The 19,952-nt window shown below is 71.5% G+C and carries 18 protein-coding genes; 7 read left to right on the top strand and 11 right to left on the bottom strand.

Annotation, left to right across the window (positions count from 1 at the left end; all coding sequences use genetic code 11):
• Positions 1 to 51: 51 nt before the first annotated feature.
• Positions 52 to 513 carry a MaoC family dehydratase gene (locus SMIR_RS31020; protein ID WP_168490236.1) on the top strand — a complete coding sequence of 154 codons (462 nt, stop codon included), beginning with the start codon at positions 52 to 54 and terminating at the stop codon, positions 511 to 513.
• Positions 514 to 538: 25 nt separating this feature from the next.
• Here the strand turns inward: SMIR_RS31020 and SMIR_RS31015 are convergent, their stop codons facing one another.
• From SMIR_RS31015 to SMIR_RS31005, 3 genes are all read right to left on the bottom strand, one after another.
• Positions 539 to 1,165, bottom strand: coding sequence for a TetR/AcrR family transcriptional regulator (locus tag SMIR_RS31015; protein WP_168490237.1), 627 nt, complete (start codon positions 1,163 to 1,165; stop codon positions 539 to 541).
• 60 nt (positions 1,166 to 1,225) lie between these two features.
• Positions 1,226 to 1,456 (bottom strand): YiaA/YiaB family inner membrane protein, encoded by a 231-nt coding sequence (locus tag SMIR_RS31010; protein ID WP_168507636.1) that lies wholly within the window; start codon positions 1,454 to 1,456, stop codon positions 1,226 to 1,228.
• A 70-nt stretch (positions 1,457 to 1,526) separates the two neighbouring features.
• Positions 1,527 to 2,678: an acyl-CoA dehydrogenase family protein gene (locus tag SMIR_RS31005; protein ID WP_168490238.1), complete on the bottom strand. Its 1,152-nt coding sequence runs from the start codon at positions 2,676 to 2,678 to the stop codon at positions 1,527 to 1,529.
• 84 nt (positions 2,679 to 2,762) lie between these two features.
• Here SMIR_RS31005 and SMIR_RS31000 point away from each other — a divergent pair, with 84 nt between their 5' ends.
• From SMIR_RS31000 to SMIR_RS30990, 3 genes are all read left to right on the top strand, one after another.
• The gene (locus tag SMIR_RS31000; protein WP_168490239.1) at positions 2,763 to 3,404 is read left to right on the top strand and encodes a TetR/AcrR family transcriptional regulator; all 642 of its coding nucleotides are present in this window, start codon (positions 2,763 to 2,765) and stop codon (positions 3,402 to 3,404) included.
• Between the two features lie 305 nt (positions 3,405 to 3,709).
• A complete protein-coding gene (locus SMIR_RS30995; RefSeq protein WP_168490240.1) occupies positions 3,710 to 4,435 on the top strand; it encodes a metalloregulator ArsR/SmtB family transcription factor in 726 nt (241 codons plus the stop codon).
• A 74-nt stretch (positions 4,436 to 4,509) separates the two neighbouring features.
• Positions 4,510 to 5,478 carry a DMT family transporter gene (locus SMIR_RS30990; protein WP_422664530.1) on the top strand — a complete coding sequence of 323 codons (969 nt, stop codon included), beginning with the start codon at positions 4,510 to 4,512 and terminating at the stop codon, positions 5,476 to 5,478.
• A 21-nt stretch (positions 5,479 to 5,499) separates the two neighbouring features.
• Here the strand turns inward: SMIR_RS30990 and SMIR_RS30985 are convergent, their stop codons facing one another.
• The 8 genes from SMIR_RS30985 to SMIR_RS30950 form a co-directional block, all read right to left on the bottom strand.
• Complete coding sequence (locus SMIR_RS30985) at positions 5,500 to 6,582, bottom strand: Zn-dependent alcohol dehydrogenase (RefSeq protein WP_168490242.1); 1,083 nt, start codon at positions 6,580 to 6,582, stop codon at positions 5,500 to 5,502.
• A gap of 75 nt (positions 6,583 to 6,657) precedes the next feature.
• Entirely contained in the window at positions 6,658 to 8,046 is a 1,389-nt protein-coding gene (locus SMIR_RS30980; RefSeq protein WP_212727652.1) for an aldehyde dehydrogenase family protein, read from the bottom strand.
• A gap of 114 nt (positions 8,047 to 8,160) precedes the next feature.
• On the bottom strand, positions 8,161 to 9,504 hold the full coding sequence (locus tag SMIR_RS30975) for an ABC transporter ATP-binding protein (protein ID WP_168490244.1): 1,344 nt from the start codon (positions 9,502 to 9,504) through the stop codon (positions 8,161 to 8,163).
• Between the two features lie 248 nt (positions 9,505 to 9,752).
• Complete coding sequence (locus SMIR_RS30970; protein ID WP_212727651.1) at positions 9,753 to 10,982, bottom strand: MFS transporter; 1,230 nt, start codon at positions 10,980 to 10,982, stop codon at positions 9,753 to 9,755.
• Positions 10,983 to 11,144: 162 nt separating this feature from the next.
• Positions 11,145 to 12,563, bottom strand: coding sequence for a CitMHS family transporter (locus SMIR_RS30965; protein WP_168490246.1), 1,419 nt, complete (start codon positions 12,561 to 12,563; stop codon positions 11,145 to 11,147).
• Between the two features lie 154 nt (positions 12,564 to 12,717).
• Positions 12,718 to 14,976, bottom strand: a complete 2,259-nt coding sequence (locus tag SMIR_RS30960) for a molybdopterin oxidoreductase family protein (RefSeq protein WP_212727650.1) — start codon at positions 14,974 to 14,976, stop codon at positions 12,718 to 12,720.
• A gap of 155 nt (positions 14,977 to 15,131) precedes the next feature.
• Positions 15,132 to 15,749, bottom strand: coding sequence for a TetR/AcrR family transcriptional regulator (locus SMIR_RS30955; RefSeq protein ID WP_212727649.1), 618 nt, complete (start codon positions 15,747 to 15,749; stop codon positions 15,132 to 15,134).
• Positions 15,746 to 16,393 carry a nuclear transport factor 2 family protein gene (locus SMIR_RS30950; protein WP_212727648.1) on the bottom strand — a complete coding sequence of 216 codons (648 nt, stop codon included), beginning with the start codon at positions 16,391 to 16,393 and terminating at the stop codon, positions 15,746 to 15,748. The genes SMIR_RS30955 and SMIR_RS30950 overlap by 4 nt, the downstream gene beginning before the upstream one ends.
• 201 nt (positions 16,394 to 16,594) lie before the next feature.
• Here SMIR_RS30950 and hmgA point away from each other — a divergent pair, with 201 nt between their 5' ends.
• Genes hmgA through SMIR_RS30935 form a run of 3 tightly spaced genes read left to right on the top strand, consistent with a single transcriptional unit; the run spans position 16,595 to position 19,945 of the window.
• Positions 16,595 to 17,935, top strand: coding sequence for a homogentisate 1,2-dioxygenase (gene hmgA / locus SMIR_RS30945; RefSeq protein ID WP_212727647.1), 1,341 nt, complete (start codon positions 16,595 to 16,597; stop codon positions 17,933 to 17,935).
• Positions 17,936 to 17,963: 28 nt separating this feature from the next.
• Positions 17,964 to 18,713, top strand: a complete 750-nt coding sequence (locus SMIR_RS30940) for a GntR family transcriptional regulator (RefSeq protein ID WP_101406031.1) — start codon at positions 17,964 to 17,966, stop codon at positions 18,711 to 18,713.
• 41 nt (positions 18,714 to 18,754) lie between these two features.
• Complete coding sequence (locus SMIR_RS30935; protein ID WP_212728433.1) at positions 18,755 to 19,945, top strand: type ISP restriction/modification enzyme; 1,191 nt, start codon at positions 18,755 to 18,757, stop codon at positions 19,943 to 19,945.
• Positions 19,946 to 19,952 lie beyond the last annotated feature (7 nt).

The following is a 19,952-nucleotide window of genomic DNA, read 5'->3' as shown; positions in this document are numbered from 1 at the left end:
CCGACCATGCTAAGCAGTTGCTTAGACATGGAGACGTGGGAGGTCGGGAAGATGACAGAGCCGAGGACGTTCGCGACGGTCGACGAACTGCGGGCCGCGGTGGGCGAGCAGCTGGGGTACAGCGACTGGGTCGAGATCGAGCAGAAGCGGATCGACCTCTTCGCGGAGGCGACCGGCGACCACCAGTGGATCCACGTCGACCCCGAGAAGGCCGCGACCGGCCCCTTCGGCACGACGATCGCGCACGGCTACCTCACCCTGTCGCTGCTCCCGCTCTTCGGCCCTCAGCTGATCAAGGTCGAAGGCGTGAAGATGGGCGTCAACTACGGGACGAACAAGGTCCGTTTCCCCGCCCCCGTACCGGTCGGCTCACGGCTGCGCGCCACCGCGAAGATCACCGGCGTCGAGGACGTACCCGGCGGTGTCCAGGTGTCCGTGGCCTTCACCGTGGAGCGCGAGGGCGGCGACAAGCCGGTATGCGTCGCCGAGTCGGTGTCGCGCTACTACGTCTGAGCACCCCGCACGCGCCCCGGGGCCGCTACTCCTTGGCCCCGACCATGCGCAGTACGAGGTCGGCGTAGAGCGCGCCGACCTCGTCGGGCGTACGGGGCCCGTCGACGTTGAACCAGCGGGCCACGTCGATACAGAGGGAGAGCACGGCGAGCGTGGTGCCCGGCACGTCCGGCACGTCGAAGTCGCCGGCCGCAACGCCGTCCTCGATGATGCCGCGCACGGCCGCGTCGGTCTGCCGCCGCAGCGCGACGATCTCCGCCCGCGCCTCGGGTCCGAGGGCTTCCAGCTCGTACTGCACGACCCGCGCGGTGGTGTGCTGCCCGGCGTGCCACCGCACGAAGGACCGCACGGCGTCGGTGAGCCGCTCGGCGGCGCTGCCGCCGCCCTGCGCCGCGCCGCGCACGATGTCGAGCGCCTTGTCGTGCCCGATCCGGCTGATGCGGTGGAGCAGCTCTTCCTTGGTCTTGTAGTGGATGTAGAGCGCGGCGGGGCTCATGCCCGCGCGGCCCGCGATGTCCCGGGTCGTCGTCGCGTGGTATCCGCGCTCGGCGAAGGCCTCGACGGCGGCGACGAGCAGCCGCCGGGCCGCGTCCGGGGTGACCTCGGCCCACGGCTGCATCTCGCCGCCGGCCGTCTCCTCCGCCGTACTCATCGCTGGTTCGCCCCTCTCGCTGACAGGAGGTACACCATACCGCCGAAGGTGAGCGGGCGCTTAGCGTGCCCGGTCGGCGCCCGCGTCCTGACGGTCACGGATCACCTTGGCCAGCGTGAAGGACGACGTCACCAGATAGAGGACGGCGATGGCCAGAAAGGCGCGCACCCAGGCGTCGGCGTGCAGCTTGTAGATGCCGACGGCGGTCGCCACCATGGCGACGGAGAAGGAGGCCACGGCCTGGCCGTAGAAGGCCGCCGTGTTCAGATGCTTGACGGGTGTCTCACTCATGGGGACAAGGGTCGGCGGACGCGGCCGCCGCCGCATCCGCCCACGTACTCAGTACCGCGTGCGGGCGTACTCAGAAGGCGGAAACCCCCGTCAGCGCACGCCCGATGACCAGCTTCTGTATCTGGCTGGTGCCTTCGTAGAGGGTCATCACACGGGCGTCGCGCAGCAGCTTGCCCGCCGGGTACTCGTCGATGTAGCCGTAGCCGCCGAAGACCTGGAGGGCGTTGTTCGCGGCGCGCACGGCGGCCTCGGAGGCGAAGAGCTTTGCCTTCGACGACTCCGTGGCGAAGGGCAGTCCGCGGTCGACGAGATCGGCGACCCGCCAGGTCAGCAGCCGCGCCGCGTCCACGTCGACGGCGATGTCGCTGATCAGTTCCTGGACGAGCTGGTGGTGCGCGATGGTCTTCCCGAACTGCTCCCGCTCGGTCGCGTACCGCACGGCGACGTCCAGGGCCGCCTGGGCGATGCCGACACACCCGGCCGCGACCGACATCCGGCCCTTGGCCAGGGCCGACATGGCCACGGAGAACCCCTTGCCCTCGGGCGCGAGCAGGGCGCTCGCGGGTACGCGTACGTCCTCCAGGACGAGTTCGGCGGTGGCCTGGCCGCGCAGGCCGAGCTTGCCGTGGATGGTGCGGCGGGTCAGGCCGGGGGTGTCGGTCGGCACGAGGAAGGCGGAGACGCCCTTGTGGCCGGGCGCGTCGGTGGAGCGGGCGAAGAGCAGGACGACATCGGCCCAGGTCCCGTTGGTGATGAACATCTTGGTGCCGTTGATGACGTAGTCGTCGCCGTCGCGCACGGCCTTCGTCGTCAGGTTGCCCGCGTCCGAGCCGGTGCCGGGCTCGGTGAGACCGAAGCAGCCCACGTACGCGCCGGAGGTCAGCCCCGGCAGCCACTGCCGCTTCTGCTCCTCACTCCCCCAGTACGCGATCGTCTTGGCCACGAGACCGAGTGAGACGGAGACGATGCCGCGCACGGAGGAGTCACCGCGGCCCAGTTCCTCCGTCACGAGGCAGTAGGCGAGGTGGTCGCCGCCGCTGCCGCCGTACTCCTCGTCGACGGTGAGCCCGAGGAAGCCGACCTCGCCGAGCTTCTTCACGAGCGAGCGGTCGACCTCCTCCGCGCGGTCCCACTCGACGACATGAGGGGCGATCTCGCGGTCCACGAAGTCCTTGGCGAGTTGCCGGACGGCGGTCTGCTCCTCGCTGAGCTCCAGGTTCATGACGGTCACCCCACTTGAAAGCCGTACATTCGAAAAGCTAAATTAGCACTGCTAGTTTAAGTCCGCAGCCCTACTATGTGCGCCATGGCCCGACCGCGCAAGCCCCTCCTGAGCACCGACCGGATCGTCGACACGGCACGGGCCCTGGTGGACGCGGAGGGTCTGGCCGCCGTCTCCACGCGGCGGCTCGCCGCCGAACTGGGCGTGAGCGGGCCCTCCCTCTACAACCACTTCCGCACCAAGGACCAGATCCTGGAAGCGGTCGCGGACTCCGTGAGCGCGCAGGTCGACCTGTCGATGTTCGAGGACGGGCGGGAGTGGCGTACCGCCCTGCACGACTGGGCCGTGTCCTATCGGGCGGCGCTGCGCGACCACCCGAACATCGTCCCGGTCCTCGCCCGCGGTCCCGGGCGCCGACCCGCCGGGCTGCGCCTCGCGGACGCCGTCTTCGGCGCGATGGTCGACGCCGGCTGGCCACCGGCCCAGGCCACGTCGATCGGCGCCCTGATGCGCTACTTCATCATGGGCTCCGCCCTCGGGTCCTTCGCCGGCGGTTTCGTCGACGACGAGAGTGCGTACGACCCCGCCGACTATCCCCACCTCGGGCAGGCCCACCTGCTCGCCGAGCAGCAGGAGAAGGTGGACGAGCGGGCCTTCGAGGTGGGGCTCGGGGCGTTGCTGGACGGGTTGACGGAGCAGTTCGGGAGGGTGACGGGAGACGGCTGACGGCTGACGGCTGACGGCTGACGGCGCCGAGGCTGTTTGATCCCGCCCCCGCCGACCCCGGGTGGGCTAGTTGGCTGCGGGTGAGTGGGGGCTTGGCGCGCAGTTCCCCGCGCCCCCGGGGCACGGGGCTGCGCCCCGGCGCCCCACCGCCCGGCATCCGAAGAGCGTCGGGCGGGCGGGGGATGCGGGGCGAAGCCCCGTCTTGGGGGCCGCGGGGAACTGAGCGGTCAGCCCCCACTCACCCGCGGCCGAAGAACCCCCGCGGCCCGGAGACCGTTCGGCGAAGGCCGAACGGTCGAGGGCGGATGATGGGTGGCATGACGAGGTCGACGGATCCGGTCGCACCGGGACTCGCCGCGCTGGCCGCAATGTTCGCGGACGAGACCCGCGCCACCTTCCTGCTCACCCTGCTCGACGGCCGCGCCTGGACCGCGGGGGAACTGGCCAGGCACGCCCACGTCGCCCCCTCGACGGCCAGCGAACACCTGGGCAAGCTCGTCGCCGGCGGCCTGCTCGCCGAGGAACGACAGGGCCGACACCGCTACGTGCGGCTCGCGGACCCTCACGTCGCCCAACTCGTCGAGGACCTCGCCGCCCAGGTCGCACCCGACTCCACCCGACGCCCCCGCACCCTGCGGGAAGCCGGAACGGGCTCCGCGATGGCCCGCGCCCGCACGTGTTACGACCACCTCGCGGGCCGTCTCGGCATCACCCTCACCGACGCACTCACCCACCGCGGCCTGCTCCGCCAGGACACCGGGTTCGCGCTCACGGACGCGGGCCTGCGATGGTTCGACGAGACAGGCATCGACCTGAACCGCACCGGCCGCCGCCCCCTCACCCGCGCCTGCCTCGACTGGACCGAACGCCGCCCCCACCTCGCGGGTACCGCAGGCGCGGCCCTGTGCCGCCACGCCCTGGACGCCCACTGGTGCGTACGTATCGGCTCGGAGCGCGCGGTCAAGGTCACGCCGGACGGCGAGCGGGCCTTCGCGGAACTCCTGGGCATCGAGGCAACGGCACTCCACTGAGCGACCACACCCCACCGCGGCGTCCGAAATCCGCGAGCCCTTTCCCCCGTACCCCACCTACCCTCGGGACCATGATGAACGCCGCTTCCCCCGCGCCCGCCCGTCGCGCGGAGCTGCTCGCCGCGGGCGCCGCGACCGTCACGGTCGTGCTGTGGGCCTCCGCCTTCGTGTCGATCCGCAGCGCGGGCGCGGCGTACTCGCCGGGCGCGCTGGCACTCGGGCGGCTGCTGGCAGGCTCGGTCACGCTGGGCGCCCTCTGTCTCGTACGCAGGGAGGGGTGGCCGCCGCGCGCGGCCTGGCGCGGGATCGCGATATCCGGCCTGCTCTGGTTCGGCTTCTACATGGTGGTGCTCAACTGGGGTGAGCAGCAGGTGGACGCCGGCACGGCGGCGCTGGTCGTGAACATCGGCCCGATCCTCATCGCGCTGCTCGGCTCCCGGCTGCTCGGCGACGCGATGCCGCCGCGGCTGCTCGCGGGCATGGCGGTGTCGTTCGCGGGGGCGGTCGCGGTGGGGCTGTCGATGTCCGGCGAGGGCGGTTCCTCGGTGCTCGGGGTGGTCCTGTGTCTGCTCGCCGCCGTCGGCTACGCGGCGGGGGTCGTCGCGCAGAAGCCGGCGCTCGGGCGGGCGAGCGCCCTCCAGGTGACCACGTTCGGCTGTCTGGTCGGGGCCGTGGTGTGCCTGCCGTTCGCGGGACAGCTGGTCCACGACGTGGCGGACGCGCCCGCCTCCGCCACCCTCAACGTGCTCTACCTGGGGGTCTTCCCGACCGCGCTGGCGTTCACGACCTGGGCGTACGCGCTGGCCCGGACCACCGCGAGCCGCATGGGCGCGACCACCTACGCGGTGCCCGCGCTCGTCGTCGCGATGTCCTGGCTGTTCCTCGACGAGGTACCGGCGCTGCTCACCCTGGCGGGCGGCGCACTGTGCCTGACCGGGGTAGCGGTGTCCCGCTCCCGCCCCCGGTCCAAGGCTGTCAGGGACGCGGGAAGCCGCACGACCAGCCCTCACCCAACCGCGGACGACCACGCCACCCGGGGCTAGGGCCTGCCCGGCCGATCTGCCCTAGAACACCACCAGCGCTCGCCCGCCCTTCCCCGCCACCATGTTCTCGAACGCCCCGGCGATCCCGTCCAGCCCGATCCGCTCGGTCACCAGCATCCCCAGATCCAGACGCCCCGCCCGAACATGCTCCGCCAGCACCGGCAGGTCCCGCGCAGGGTCGGAGTTGCCGTACACACAGCCGGACAGCGTACGGCCCCAGTGGAAGATCTCCAGGGCGTTGAAGGTGACCTGCTGGTCCTTGCCGCCGATGCCGACGACCGTCGTACGGCCGCCGCGGCGGGTGGAGTCCCAGGCCGCGCGAATGGTCACGGCACGGCCCACACACTCGACGGCGACGTCGACGCCCTGCTTGCCGGTGAGGGAGCGGATCTCGCGGGCGGTGGTGTCGGAGGCGACGACGTAGTGCGTGGCGCCGGCCTCGCGTGCCAGTGACTCCTTCTCCGGAGAGATGTCCACCGCGATGACCTGCGACGCGTCCGCGATCCGCGCCGCCTGGAGCGCCGCGAGCCCCACCCCGCCCACCCCGAACACGGCGACGGTCTCTCCGGCACGGACCCGCGCCGAGTGGTGGACGGCGCCGTACCCGGTGAGGACGGCGCAGCCGAGGAGGGCGGCGTCGGTGAGGGGGATGCCGTCCGGGACGGGGAGTACGCAGCCGGCGGCCACGACGGTCTCCTCGGCGAACGCGGCGACGTTCAGCCCGGGATGGAGATCGCTCCCGTCGGAGGCGCGCCGCGCGTACACGTCCCCCGCGCCGCTCAGCGCGTTGGCGCACAGCCACACCTCCCCCAGCGAGCAGGCGTGGCAACTGCCGCAGGAGGGTGCCCAGTTGAGGACGACTCCGTCACCGGGTGCGACACCCGTCACGCCCTCCCCGACGGAGACGACGGTCCCGGCACCCTCGTGGCCGAGGACGGCGGGGACGGGCACCCTCATGGTGCCGTCGGACAGCGAGAGGTCGGAGTGACAGACGCCGGCGGCGGCCAGCCTGACGCGGACCTGGCCGGGACCGGGTTCCGGGAGGTCGATCTCGGCGATCTCCAGGGGAGCGCCCACGGCGGGAAGTACGGCAGCGCGAACCACGTAAAAGCTCCTCGGGCCCAGAACTCTGGAACTGACTGGAAGGGAGTGGAGTGGAGTGGGATGGAGTGGAACGGGCTAGAACTGGAGGGACTTCGTCTGGAGGTACTCGGACAGGCCGTGCGCGCCCAGTTCTCGTCCGACCCCCGACTGCTTGTAACCGCCGAACGGGGCACTGGGGTTGAACCGGCCGCCGTTGATGTCGACCTGACCGGTGTCGAGCCGTCGCGCGAAGGCGACCGCCTCGGCCTCGTCACCCGCCCACACCGCGCCCGCGAGCCCGTACACCGTGCCGTTGGCGATCCGGACGGCGTCCTCCTCGTCCTCGTACGGGATCACCGACAGCACCGGGCCGAAGATCTCCTCCTGCGCGATCGTCATCTCGGGGGTGACGTCCGCGAAGACGGTCGGCTGGACGAAATACCCTTGCTCGCGCGGGGATTCGGGGCCGCCCGCGACCAGCCGGGCGCCCTCGGCGACGCCCTTCTCGATGTAACCGCGCACCCGCGCCTGCTGCTTGGCGTTGACGACCGGTCCGATGCGGTCCCCGTACTTCGCCGCGGCGGTCGCGGCGAGTTCGACCGCCTCCTCGTACTGCGCGGCGTGCACGAGCATGCGGGTCCAGGCGCTGCACGTCTGGCCGGAGTTGGACATCACGTTGGCGACGCCGACGTTGACGGCCTTGGCGAGGTCGGCGCTCGGCAGGATGACGTTGGCGGACTTGCCGCCGAGTTCGAGGGCGACCCGCTTGACCGCCGCACCGGCCGTCGCTCCGATCCGCCGCCCCACCGCCGTGGACCCCGTGAAGGAGACCAGGTCCACGTCCGGGTGTTCGGCGAGGGCCTGGCCCGCGACCGGGCCGAGGCCGGTGACGAGGTTGAAGACGCCGGCCGGGACACCCGCCTCCGCGACCGCCTCCGCGAAGAGCTGGGCGGTGAGCGGGGTGTCCTCGGCGGGCTTCAGGACGACCGTGCAGCCCGCCGCGAGCGCGGGGGCGACCTTGGCGACGATCTGGTGCAGCGGGTAGTTCCAGGGTGTGATCGCGCCGACCACACCGATCGGCTCCTGGTAGACGATCGAGTTGCCGACCTTCTCCTCGAAGGCGTAGGAGGCCGCCAGTCCGGCGTACGAGCCCGCGACCAGGATCGGTACGGTCGCGTGGACCGCCTGCGAGAAGGACAGCGGGGAGCCGAGCTCCGCCGTGACCGTCTCGGCGATCTCGTCCTTGCGTGCGGTGAGGACGTCACGCAGGGCACCGAGCCGTGCGGCCCGCTCGGCGGGCGGGGTCGCGGCCCAGGCCGGGAAGGCGGCGCGGGCGGCCCGTACGGCGATGTCGACGTCCTCGGCCGTGCCCGCCGGAACCCTGCCGACAACCTGTTCGTCCACCGGGTTCACGACCTCGATCGTGTCCGTCCCGGCGGCGGGGCGCCAAGCACCGTCGATGTACATGCCGTCATGTGCCTTCATCGTGTTCCTCCCGGGCGGGGGCGTGCCGTCCGCCTCGCGGCGTCGTCCGAACCACAAACTAGCGGTGTTAGTTTTCAGGCGCCAGACGTCTTCCCGCGACTCACCCTGCTCACCTCACTCGTCCAGGTCCGGCAGCCGCGCCGGAGCGGGGCAGATGCGTTCGCCGTGCCGGTCGAAGACGAACAGATGGGCGAGGTCGACGAGGAGGGGAACCTGCATGCCGTGCCGGAGGTCGAAGTCGGGGGTGGTGCGGACGACCAGATCGCCGGGGAGCCGGCCATCCGGCGGTGTCTCGTCGTCACGCGCCGGACCCGCGTCGGCGGGGTCGTCGAGGTCGACCACCGGCCCGGCCCGCAGACCGGCCCGGCGGTCCCGGAGACGGTCGAGGAGCGAGCCCTCGCGACGGCGGCGCCTGACCGGGCGGACCGGGCGCGGCGCCTCCAGGTCCGGGACGAAGGCGGGCCGCGAGCCGGTGTTGAAGTGGACGAGCACCTCGTGCCCCTGGAACTCCACATGCTCGACGAGACCACTGATCGCCACCTCGCCGGGCCGGGCCTCCGACGGCTTGGCCAGGCGGACGGCCTCGGAACGCAGTCCGACGATGACCTCGCGGCCCTGCTGCACCCGCAGCAACCGCTGATCCACCGTCCAGGGCTCGCGCAGCGGCAGATACTGCTTGCCGAGGCTGATCGTCATCGCCCCGTCGAGCGGGGCCCGGACCAGGCCGCGCAGCAGATTGATGCGCGGGGTGCCGATGAAGGCGGCGACGAAGACGTTCGCCGGCAGCGCGTAGACCGTACGGGGTGTGCCCAGTTGCTGGAGGACGCCGCCGCGCAGGATGGCTACCCGGTCGCCGAGCGACAACGCCTCGGCCTGGTCGTGGGTGACGTACACCGTGGTGACGCCCAACTCCCTGGTGAGCGAGGCGATCTCGGCGCGCAGGTGGTTACGGAGCTTGGCGTCGAGGTTGGAGAGCGGCTCGTCCATCAGGAAGGCGGAGGGGTGGCGGGCGATCGCACGGCCCATCGCCACGCGCTGGCGTTCGCCGCCCGACAGCTGGTGGGGGAAACGGTCGAGGAGGTCCTCGATGCCGAGCATCCGGGCGGTGGCGTCGACACGCGGACGCGGGTCCTCTCCGGGGGTCTCGATGCGCAACGGGAAGCCGATGTTGTCGCGGCCCGTCATGCTCGGGTAGAGGGCGAAGTTCTGGAAGACCATCGCCATGTCCCGCTCGGACGGCGGCAGATCGCCCGCGTTCTCACCGTCGAGGCGCACCTCGCCCTCAGTGGCGTCCTCCAGACCGGCGATCATCCTCAGCACGGTCGACTTGCCGCAGCCGGAGGGACCGAGCAGTACGAGGAACTCGCCCGGCCGGATGTCCAGCGACAGCCGTTCCACCACGCGGACACCGCGCGTATACGACTTGCTGACCTGGTGCAGGGAGATGGCGCGTGTCATGAAGGGTGCCCCCGGGGGCTCACAGGGCGCTGTCGCTCCGCGGTCGAGACGCCCCGAGCGGGCCGCAAGGGACGTATGAGTCACGGAAGTTAACGGACCGCGACCACCTGGGGGAAGACACCCGGCGGGATCCGGCGTGTCGGTTCCCGCCGCGGTTCCCGTCCCCGTTCGGGTGCGGCGGAAACGGACGATCGCCTACCGGCCCGACAGACACTTCGCCGCACCCTCGTCGGGCCGGCCGGGGAAGGTCAGATGTCGCTCTTGCGACGCAGGAGCACCCCGGGCCGTACTCGCTCGGCACGCTCGGCGGGCGCCTTCCTCGGCGAGCGCAGCGCGATCCCCGAGGACAGCACCAACAGCGCGCCCAGCATCACGAACGGCGCGGCCACTCCGGCGACCCCGGCGACCAGCCCCGCCGCGGCCGGGGCAGCCGCCTGCCCCAGACGGTTGCCGGTCAGCCGCAGGGCGAGGGCCGTGGAGCGGGCCTCGTCCGGGGCGGCCTGCACGACCGTCGTCATGGACAGCGGCTGGCCGACGCCCAGACAGAAGCCGAGGACGAGCAGCATCGCGGCCAGCGCCCACACCGGCACCGGCAGCGCGAGACCCGCGCACAGCACACCGGCCACCAGACAGGTCGCGGTGAGCAGCACCGCCCGGCCCAGCAGTCGCAGCATCGGCGTCATGACCAGCCGACAGGCGATGGTCGCCGCCGCGCGCAGACTGAGCAGCAGACCGATCACGGACGGCGCGATGCCCCGGTGCTCGCCGACCACGGGCAGATACGCGGTCAGGATGTCCGTCGCGGACAGCACGGAGAGGCTGATGAGGATTCCGGCGGGTACGCCCCGGGCGCGCAGAATGCGGTGCACGGGCACGCGGTCACCCTGACCCGTACGGGACTCGGCGGACGTACGGTGCTCGATGCGCCAGAGCGAGCTGAACGACACCGCGGCGAGCGCACCCGCGACGAGCAGCGCCTGCGCGCTGCTGCCCGCCCTGTCCGGGCCCCCGATCAGGAGGCCCGCGACGATCGGCCCGACCAGTTGGCCCAGGGAGGCGCCGATGGTGAAATGGCCGAAGTTGCGGTCCTGTTCGTGCGGCGCGGACTGCCGGGCCACGATCGACTGGGCACCGATGACGAAGCAGAGGTGACCGAGGCCCATCACCCCGCTCCAGGCAGCCATCGCCCCCAGCGAGTCCGCCGTACCGCTGAGCGCGCACCCGCCCGCGATGAGGACGACCCCGACGGGCAGCAGCGGGGCACAACGACCGTGGTCGGTACGGCGGCCCAGCGGTACGGCGGCGAAGAGGGGCAGCAGGGCGTACACACCGGCGATCACACCGATGGCGCGTTCGTCGGCGCCCAGGGCAAGGGCCCGGTAGGAGACGGCGGGGCGGGCCATCGACACCGCCCCCTGCGCGAAGGCGAAGGCGATGACGAGGCGCAGCAGCCAGCCGCGGTTCCGACCGGGCCCCACGGGGACACCCCTCCATCCGATGACGGATTACAGATGACGGATTGCAGAGAACAGGTGACAGATGACGGGTATCGACTGGCCGATATCCACCGACAGATCACAGATGACGGATTTCAGATGACAGATAACAGATGACAGAAACTGTCAGTCGATACCCGCCCGTCAGATGATGCCGAACAGAATCCCCGCCCCCAACACCACCAGCGAAGTCAGCGCCGCCCACTTCACCACGAACCTGGTGTGGTCTCCGAACTCGACCTTCGCCATGCCGACGAGGACGTACACGGCGGGCACCAGCGGGCTGGACATGTGCAGCGGCTGGCCGACGAGCGAGGCGCGGGCGATCTCCAGGGACGAGACTCCGTGTGCCTGGCCCGCTTCGGCGAGGACCGGGAGGACACCGAAGTAGAAGCCGTCGTTCGACATGAAGTAGGTGAGCGGGATGCTCAGGACGCCGGTGACGAGGGCCATGTGCGGGCCCATGCCGTCGGGGATGTTGGAGACCAGCCACTTGGACATGTGGTCGACCATGCCGGTGCCCTGGAGGACGCCGGTGAAGACGGCGGCGGCGAAGACCATGCCGGAGACGTTGAGGACGTTCTCGGCGTGGGCGCCGAGGCGGGCCTTCTGGTCGGGCATGTGGGGGAAGTTGACGGTGAGTGCGAGCGCGGCGCCGAGCAGGAAGAGGACCGGGATCGGCAGCCACTCCATGATCATGGCGGTGAGCAGGGTGACCGTGAGGAGCGCGTTGAACCAGTAGAGCTTGGGGCGCAGGGTGGCGCGGTTGGGGTCGAGACCCTGGAAGTCGTCGTCCGCTTCGGGCAGATCGGCGTCGGTGCCGGAGCCGGAACCACCTGCACGTGCCGCCTGCTTCGCGACGGCGCCGTCGCGATCGCCGGAGGCGCCCGCACCCGCGCCGACGAGCACCGTCTCGGTCTCCGGCTCCAGGACCTCGTCCAGCGTCAGCACGCCGAGCCGCTTGCGCTCGCGGCGCCCGAGGACGTACGAGAGGGCGAGGACGCCGAGCAGGCCGACGGCGAGGGCCGGGATCATCGGGACGAAGATGTCGCTGGCGTCGAGCTTCAGCGCGGTCGCGGCGCGGGCCGTGGGGCCGCCCCAGGGGAGCGTGTTCATCACGCCGTTGGCCATGGCGGCGACGCCGGTCATCACGACCAGGCTCATCTTGAGGCGCTTGTACAGCGGGTACATCGCCGAGACCGTGATCATGAAGGTGGTCGAGCCGTCGCCGTCGAGGGAGACGATCGCGGCGAGGACCGCCGTGCCGACCACGATCCGCAGCGGGTCGGCCTTGCAGAACTTGAGGATCCCCCGGACGATCGGGTCGAAGAGACCGACGTCGATCATCACACCGAAGTAGACGATCGCGAACATCAGCATCGCCGCCGTGGGGGCGAGGCTGGTGACGCCGTCGATGACGTAGTCACCGAGCTTGGCGCCCTTTCCGACGAAGACACAGAAGAGTGCCGGGATCAGCACGAGCGCCGCGATCGGCGACATCTTCTTCAGCATGATCAGGACCAGGAAGGTCGCGATCATGGTGAAGCCGAGGATGGTCAGCATGAGTTGGATTACCTAACGTTCGCCCTTGAACTCCCACCAGGGCCGGCGGTGCGTTGACGTTAGGTCGCGCAAGATTGCGTTAACAAGATGTTGACACGCGAGCAATAAGCGCAAAACTCCAGGTCACAGGCTTGTCTCGGCAGGCGGGGGGTTGCTACGGGCATGCCGCGAGCTCCACGGGCACCCCGTTGAGCACCGCCGTGCCCGACAGCGGGTCGAGGAGCGAGCCGTCGAGGAGCTGGTTGACGTTGACGCCCGGGTCGAGGGCCGCGTGGCTCATCCGGGTGCCGGGGCGGTCGTGGCCCCAGCCATGCGGCAGGCTCACCACCCCACGTCGTACGGCGTCCGTGACCTCGGCCGGGGCCACCACCTCTCCCCCGGCGCCCTTGACGCGCACGGCCGCCCCGTCGGCGAGGCCGAGGCGTGCCGCGTCCTCGGGGTGGATGTGCAGGGTGCAGCGGTTGGTACCGCCGGTGAGGGCGGGGACGTTGTGCATCCAGCTGTTGTTGGAGCGCAGATGGCGGCGGCCGACGAGGACGATCGCCGCCGGACGCTCACGCAAGGCGGCACGCAGCCGGGGAAGATCGTCGACAATCGGTGCCGGCAGCAGCTCGATCTTTCCGCTGCGCGTCTTCAGAGGCTGCGGCAGACGTGAGCGCAGCGGTCCGAGGTCGATGCCGTGCGGGTGGGCGAGCAGTTTCTCCAGGCTCAGGCCGTCGGGCCGGGCGCCGAAGCCCTCGCCGTACGGGCCGAGGCGCAGCATCATGTCGAGCCTGCGTTCGGGTCCGCTCTCGCCGGTGAGCCGTGCGGCGAGTTCTTTCGGGTCGCGTTCGTGGACGGGGCCGTGCGGGTCCTGGACGGCCTTGCCGAGGGTGGAGTCGATGACCATGGCGTCCACGGCGGACGGGTCGGCGCCGTGCATGCCGGTCGCGGCGAGCACCAGCCGGGCGAGGATCTCGGTCTCGGCCATGCGGCCCGGTTCGAGGGGGATGGCGGGGCGGTTGTAGCGGACCTGGTTGCGTACGGCGAGGGTGTTGAAGGCGAAGTCGTGGTGGGCGCTCTGCGAGGGCGGGGGCGGCGGCAGCACGACGTCGGCGTGGCGTGCGGTCTCGTTCAGGTACGGGTCGACGCTGACCATGAAGTCGAGGGAGCCGAGGGCCTTGTCGAGGCGGTTGCCGTCGGGTGCCGACAGTACGGGGTTGGCGGCGATGACGATGAGGGCGCGGACGGGGCTGCCCTCGGGTGTGGCGGTGTCGATCTCCTCGGCGAGTGCGGCGAGCGGGAGTTCACCCTTGGCCTCGGGGTGGCGGCTCACCCGGCTGCGCCAGCGGCCGAGCGCGAAGCCGCGGCCGGGTCCGGCGGGGCGGGGCGTCTTGTCGGTGGCGGCCTGCGGGAAGAGGGCGCCGCCGGGGCGGTCGAGGTTGCCGGTGAGGATGTTGAGGATGTCGACGAGCCAGCTGGCGAGGGTGCCGTGCGGGACGGTGCAGCTGCCGATGCGGCCGTAGACGGCGGCGGTGGGGGCGGCGGCGAGTTCGCGGGCCAGCGCCCGGATGGTGTCGGCGTCCACGTCGCAGGCCTCACTTGCGGCCTCGGGAGTGAAGTCCCGTACGGCAGTGGCGAGTTCTTCGACGTCCTGGACGTGCGGAGCGAGGTCGCGCAGGTCGACGAGCTTCTCCTCGAAGAGGACGTATGTCATCGCGGCGAGCAGCAGGGCGTCGGTGCCGGGGCGGATGGTCACGTGGCGGTCGGCGAGTTTGGCGGTACGGGTGGTGCGCGGGTCGATGACCGTCAGGGTGCCGCCGCGGGCGCGCAGTGCCTTGAGCTTGCCGGGGAAGTCGGGGGCGGTGCACAGGCTCCCGTTGGATTCCAGGGGGTTGGCGCCGATGAGGAGGAGGTGGTCGGTGTGGTCGAGGTCCGGGACCGGGATCGCGTTGGCGTCGCCGTAGAGGAGGCCGCTCGAGACGTGTTTGGGCATCTGGTCGAGCGTGGAGGCGGTGAAGACGCTGTGCGTGCGCAGCGCGGTGAGCAGGACGGGCGGGTAGAGGGCGCCGGCCATGGTGTGCACGTTGGGGTTGCCGAGGACGAGGCCGAGGGCGTGCGGGCCGTACTGCTCGACGACCGGGCCGAGGCCCGCCGCGATCGCGTCGAAGGCCTCCTGCCAGGTGGCCTCGCGCAGTTCGCCGTCCGTGCGGACGAGGGGGGTGCGCAGCCGGTCGGGGTCGCCGTCGGCCGCGCCGAAGGAGGCGCCCTTGGGGCAGATGAACCCCTTGCTGAAGACGTCGTCGCGGTCGCCGCGGGCGCCGGTGACCCGGGTGCCCTCGATGGTGAGGGTCAGCCCGCAGGTGGCCTCGCAGAGGGGGCAGACGCGCAGGGCGGTGCGGGAGTCGGGGGTGGCGCCGGAGGTGCGGGACACGGGTCCTCCCGGAGGACGGTGGCAGCGGTGGCACAGGGACCGGGCCGAGCATACCGACCGGTACGGATGAGAGGGAGGGCTTGAAGGGGGTGAGGTCGAGAAATCGCGCACCTCCCCCCGGCCCGCGCGCTTCAGCGATAGAGCGGTGGAGCGGTTCAGTCCAGAACTCTGGCCAGATACGCGCGCAGCAGCTCCCGTGTCTCCTCGATGATCCGCTCGTCCCCCTCCGGGGCGATGCGGAAGGCCAGGTGGACCAGGCTGTCGGCGGCCTCCACGGCGACCAGGAAGGTGCGCCGGAGGTCCTCGTCGGGGGTGCGGTCGAGGTAGTCGGAGAGGAGGTCGGTGAGGCGGTCGGCGACGCGGGTGTTGGGCTCGGCGTCGCGGGTGCCGACGGGTATCTGGTTGCCGAAGTCGACGAGGGAGAAGCCGGGCGCGGTGCGCTTCATGGCGAGGTACTCGTCGAGTACGGCGTCCATGGCGGCGCGCCAGCCCTGCGCGTCTGTCGCCCGGAGGCGTTCGGTGACGCGTTCGGTGTAGCGCTCGAGGTTGCGCTGGGCGAGCGCGTCGGCCATGGCGCGCTTGTTGCCGAAGAAGCGGTAGACGGAGCCGATGGGGACGCCCGCGCGCTGGGCAACGGCCCGGGTGCTCAGGGCGTCGTAGCCGACCTCGTCGAGGAGGTCGGCACAGGCGTCGAGGATCCTGGTCAGTCGTTCGGCGCTGCGCCGCTGAACGGGCGCGCGGCGCAGCGAGGTCGCTTGGGGCACAGGCTTCATGATGCCTTTCCGCCGGGATCCGGTGAACCTCCCGTGTCGGTACGGCCCGCGACGCCGTTCCCGCTTGCCGTCGATGCCGGAGTCGACGCGGGGGCCGACGGGGTCGATGGAGGCGGCGAGGCAGGTGTCGACGGCTGGGTCGACGCGGCGGTTCCGGAGGCGGTGATGTCCGCCGTGCTCTCGACGGCCTTGCCGTGGACGGCCCACGCCGTGCGGTCGTCGGCGTAGAGGCGCGCGGTGACGTGGTGGGTGCCGCGTGGGACCAGGTCGCCGGTGAGGTGGTACGCGGCGGTGCGCAGGGTGGCGAGGTTCCGGCCGTCCAGGGACAGCAGCGCGACGCCGCGGCCGGCCACGGCCTCCGCCTTGGCGGCGGCGGGCGAGAAGCGGAAGCGGTGGACGGTCAGGCGGACGTCCCAGCCGTCGCCGGAGGCCGGTTGGACCTCGATGGCGACCTCGGGTGCGCTCTTCTTGTCGACCTCACGGTAGTGCCGTCCTTCTTTGTCCGTCTCGTCCAGGATTTTGCCCACGGGCGAGGGCGACGCGGCGTCCCTCCGCTCGTGTGCGGCACCGGTGCCGCAGCCCGCCGATCCGCCGAGCAGAGCGCAGACCGCGAGCGCGGCGAGCAGTCCACGCTTCCACGACATGCCGGGGAGATTAGAACAACGCTCTGACAGGCGGATCCCCCTGGAGTCGGGTTCTTGGGTCGTGCCGCCAGCCCTGGGGTGTACTCCGCACGGAGGTTCCGGCGCCGCGCGTTCGCCGGCCACGCACCTCGGTGTACCTCTTGCGCGCGAAAAAGCTGAATCCTACGGTGAAGCATAGGAATCAGGCGCGAGGGAGCGATCATGAGCGGGGACACGAGGAAGACGGCCGAGGGGCTGACCTACCTCACCGGATTCGGCAACGAACACAGCTCGGAGGCGCTCCCCGGGGCGCTGCCGCACGGCCGCAACACGCCCCAGCGCGCCCCCCTCGGGCTGTACGCGGAGCAGCTGAGCGGTTCGGCGTTCACGGAGCCGAGGGCGCACAACCGGCGTTCGTGGCTGTACCGGATCCGTCCGTCGGCCGCACACCCCGCGTTCACACGCACGGACAACGGGGCGCTGCGCTCGGCGCCCTTCACGGAGACCGAGCCCGACCCGAACCGGCTGCGCTGGAACCCGCTGCCGGAGCCGGCGCGGGGCACCGACTTCCTCGCGGGCCTGTGGACGCTGGGTGGCAACGGCGACGCGGCCCAGCGCACCGGTATGGCCGTGCATCTGTATCACGCCGACTCCTCGATGGACCGCGTCTTCAGCGACGCCGACGGGGAGCTGCTGATCGTGCCGGAACGCGGCGGGCTGCTGCTGCGGACCGAGTTCGGGCTGCTGCACGTGGAGCCGGGCCGGGTGGCGCTGATTCCCCGTGGGGTCCGCTTCCGGGTGGAGCTGCTGGACGCCGAGCCCGGCGGCGGGCCGAGCCCGACGGCCCGCGGCTATGTGTGCGAGAACTACGGGGCGCCCTTCCAACTGCCCGACCTCGGCCCGATCGGCGCCAACGGACTGGCCAACGCGCGGGACTTCCTCGCCCCCGTCGCCGCGTACGAGGATGTCGAGGGCCCGGTGGAGGTGGTCAACAAGTTCTGCGGCAACCTCTGGACGGCGACGTACGACCACTCGCCGCTGGATGTCGTCGCCTGGCACGGCAACCATGTGCCGTACGTCTACGACCTGCGCCGCTTCAATGTGATCGGCACGATCAGCTACGACCACCCGGATCCGTCGATCTTCACGGTGCTGACCTCGCCGAGCGACACCCCGGGCCTCGCCGGGGTCGACTTCGTGGTGTTCGCGCCGCGCTGGCTGGTGGGCGAGGACACCTTCCGGCCGCCGTACTTCCACCGGAACGTGATGAGCGAGTACATGGGGCTCATCGAGGGGGCGTACGACGCGAAGGCGGAGGGCTTTGTTCCGGGGGGCGGTTCGCTGCACAACATGATGTCGGCGCACGGGCCGGACCGGGAGACCTTCGACCGGGCCTCCGCCGCCGAGCTGCGGCCGCAGAAGATCGACGACGGGCTGGCGTTCATGTTCGAGACCCGGTGGCCGGTGACCGCCACGGCGCAGGCGGCGCACGCGGAGCATCTGCAGCGCGGGTACGACGACGTGTGGCAGGGCCTCCAGCGGCACTTCGGCCCGTTGCACTGAGCGTCGGCGACCGGTACGGATATCCCTCGTGACCTCCTTCGCCCCGGACTCGATCGTCCTGAACCGCAAACTCCCGCTCTGGTACCAGGTGTCGCAGTCCCTGCGCGCCTCGATACTCGGGCGCTCGCCCCAGGACCCGCTGCGCCTGCCCACCGAGGAGCGGTTGGCGGGTCACTACGGGGTGAGTGTGCTCACCATGCGGCAGGCGCTCAAGGAGCTGGAGGACGAGGGGCTGATCACCCGCCACCGGCGGCGGGGCACGTTCATCGAGCCGAGCGCGCAACGGGGCGCTCCGGTGCGGCTGCTGGGCTCGGTGGACACGATCGTCGCGCAGCAGTCGGGCATGACGACCGAGCTGCTGGACCACGGGAGCGTGCCGGTACCGGCCGAACTCGCCGAGCACTTCCCGGATCTGGCCGAGGTGGGGACGTACCACCGGCTGCGCGGCGACGAGAAGACCGGTGAGCCGACGAACCACGCGCGCAACTACGTCCGTCCCGAACTGGCCGCGCTGATCGACCCGCAGGACCTGGTGCGCTGGCCCATGACCAAGGTACTGCGGGACGTGGTGGGCGTGCGCATCAGCCGGATCACCGACACGGTGGAGGCGCGGCTCGCGGATCCGGAGACGGCCCGGCTGCTCCAGGTGCCGCTGCTCAGCCCGATCCTGCACTACACGGGCATCGTGCACGGCGAGGACGGCCGCGCCCTGGACGTGGCCCGCATCCACTACCGCGGTGACCGCTTCTCCTTCACGGTCACCCTCGACGCCCACTGACGATGGCGTACGAGACCGGCGCGCGGCGCCCACGTCGTACGATGCCGGGCGTGACGCACGCCGACGCTCCGCTGCTCGCGGACCTCATGCCGTGGTCCGTCGCACCGCCGAGGCTGGGCCGGGGGTGGCCGACGGCGCCCGACGCGGCGTCCCTGAAGGCGCGCTGGGACGCGCTGATGAAGGCCGAGGGGCAGGGCCGCGAGGCGTTGTTCGGCCCGACTCGCTCGCGCACCACGCACTCGGCCGTGGGGCAGCTGCCCGGGCAGTCCAGTGGGACGGCCCGGCTGGAGCGGGAGTCGGGACCCTGTCCGGAGCCGGTACGCGTCCTGCACGGCCCGTTCGACGAGCAGTGGCTGATCCCGGACCACCGGCTGATCGACGCGGCGCGCCCCGAGTTGTGGCGGGTGGCCGACGAGCGGCAGGTGTTCGTGGTGGAGCAGACGGTGGTGCCGGACACGTCGGGGCCGGTGCTGCTGGTCGCGTCCGTGCTGCCGCTGAGCGCCGGTCGCGGTGGCCGTGTCCGCCCCCTCCACCGGCGCCCCGGGGGCCTCGAACCGAATCTGGCGCCCGGCCTGTTGGAGCACCTGGGCGCCCGCCTCGGTCACTCCCCCGAACCCGACGACATCCTCGCCTGGACGGTCGCGGTCGCGCGGTCGGGCCGGGACGGGTGTGCCGTCCCGCTCACCGCCGACCCGCAGGCGTGGGCGAACGGCGTCGCGTTGGGGCGCCGGATGCTGTGGCTGATGCGCCGCGACGGCGAGCGCCCCAAGCTTCCCGGTGGCCGCCGCCCCTATGTCCGCGCCCCGCTCCCGTCGCGCCCCCTCGACGTGCGCTACGACCGCGACGAGGAGGCCCTCCTCCTCGACGAGGGCCGCATCTCGCCCGTGCCGCCGGAGGCCTGGGACTTCGAGGTGGGCGGAGTGCGGGTCCTGGAGCAGTGGTTCGCGGCCAGGACCGAGCCGGCGGAACCGGTCGGGCCGGGCACCCTGGAGGCGATCCGGCCCGCCGGCTGGCCGCAGGCCTGGACGTCCGAGCTCCTGGAACTCATCACGGTGCTGACACTGCTCGCGGAACTCCGCCCCCAGCTGGCCGAGTTGACGATCGACTCGCCGATCACGCGGAGCGAGCTGCGCAAGGCGGGCGTGCTGCCGGTTCCGGAGGCGGCGCACCGGCCCGCGTCGGTCCTCGATCACCACGAAGAGGGCCCCGAGGGACAGTTCGCGCTCATCTGACCCCGCA

It is taken from the genome of Streptomyces mirabilis (assembly GCF_018310535.1).
Classification (GTDB): Bacteria; Actinomycetota; Actinomycetes; order Streptomycetales; family Streptomycetaceae; genus Streptomyces.
Note: the sequence above shows the minus strand (reverse complement) of the source record. Positions and strands in the feature narration are given on the sequence as shown.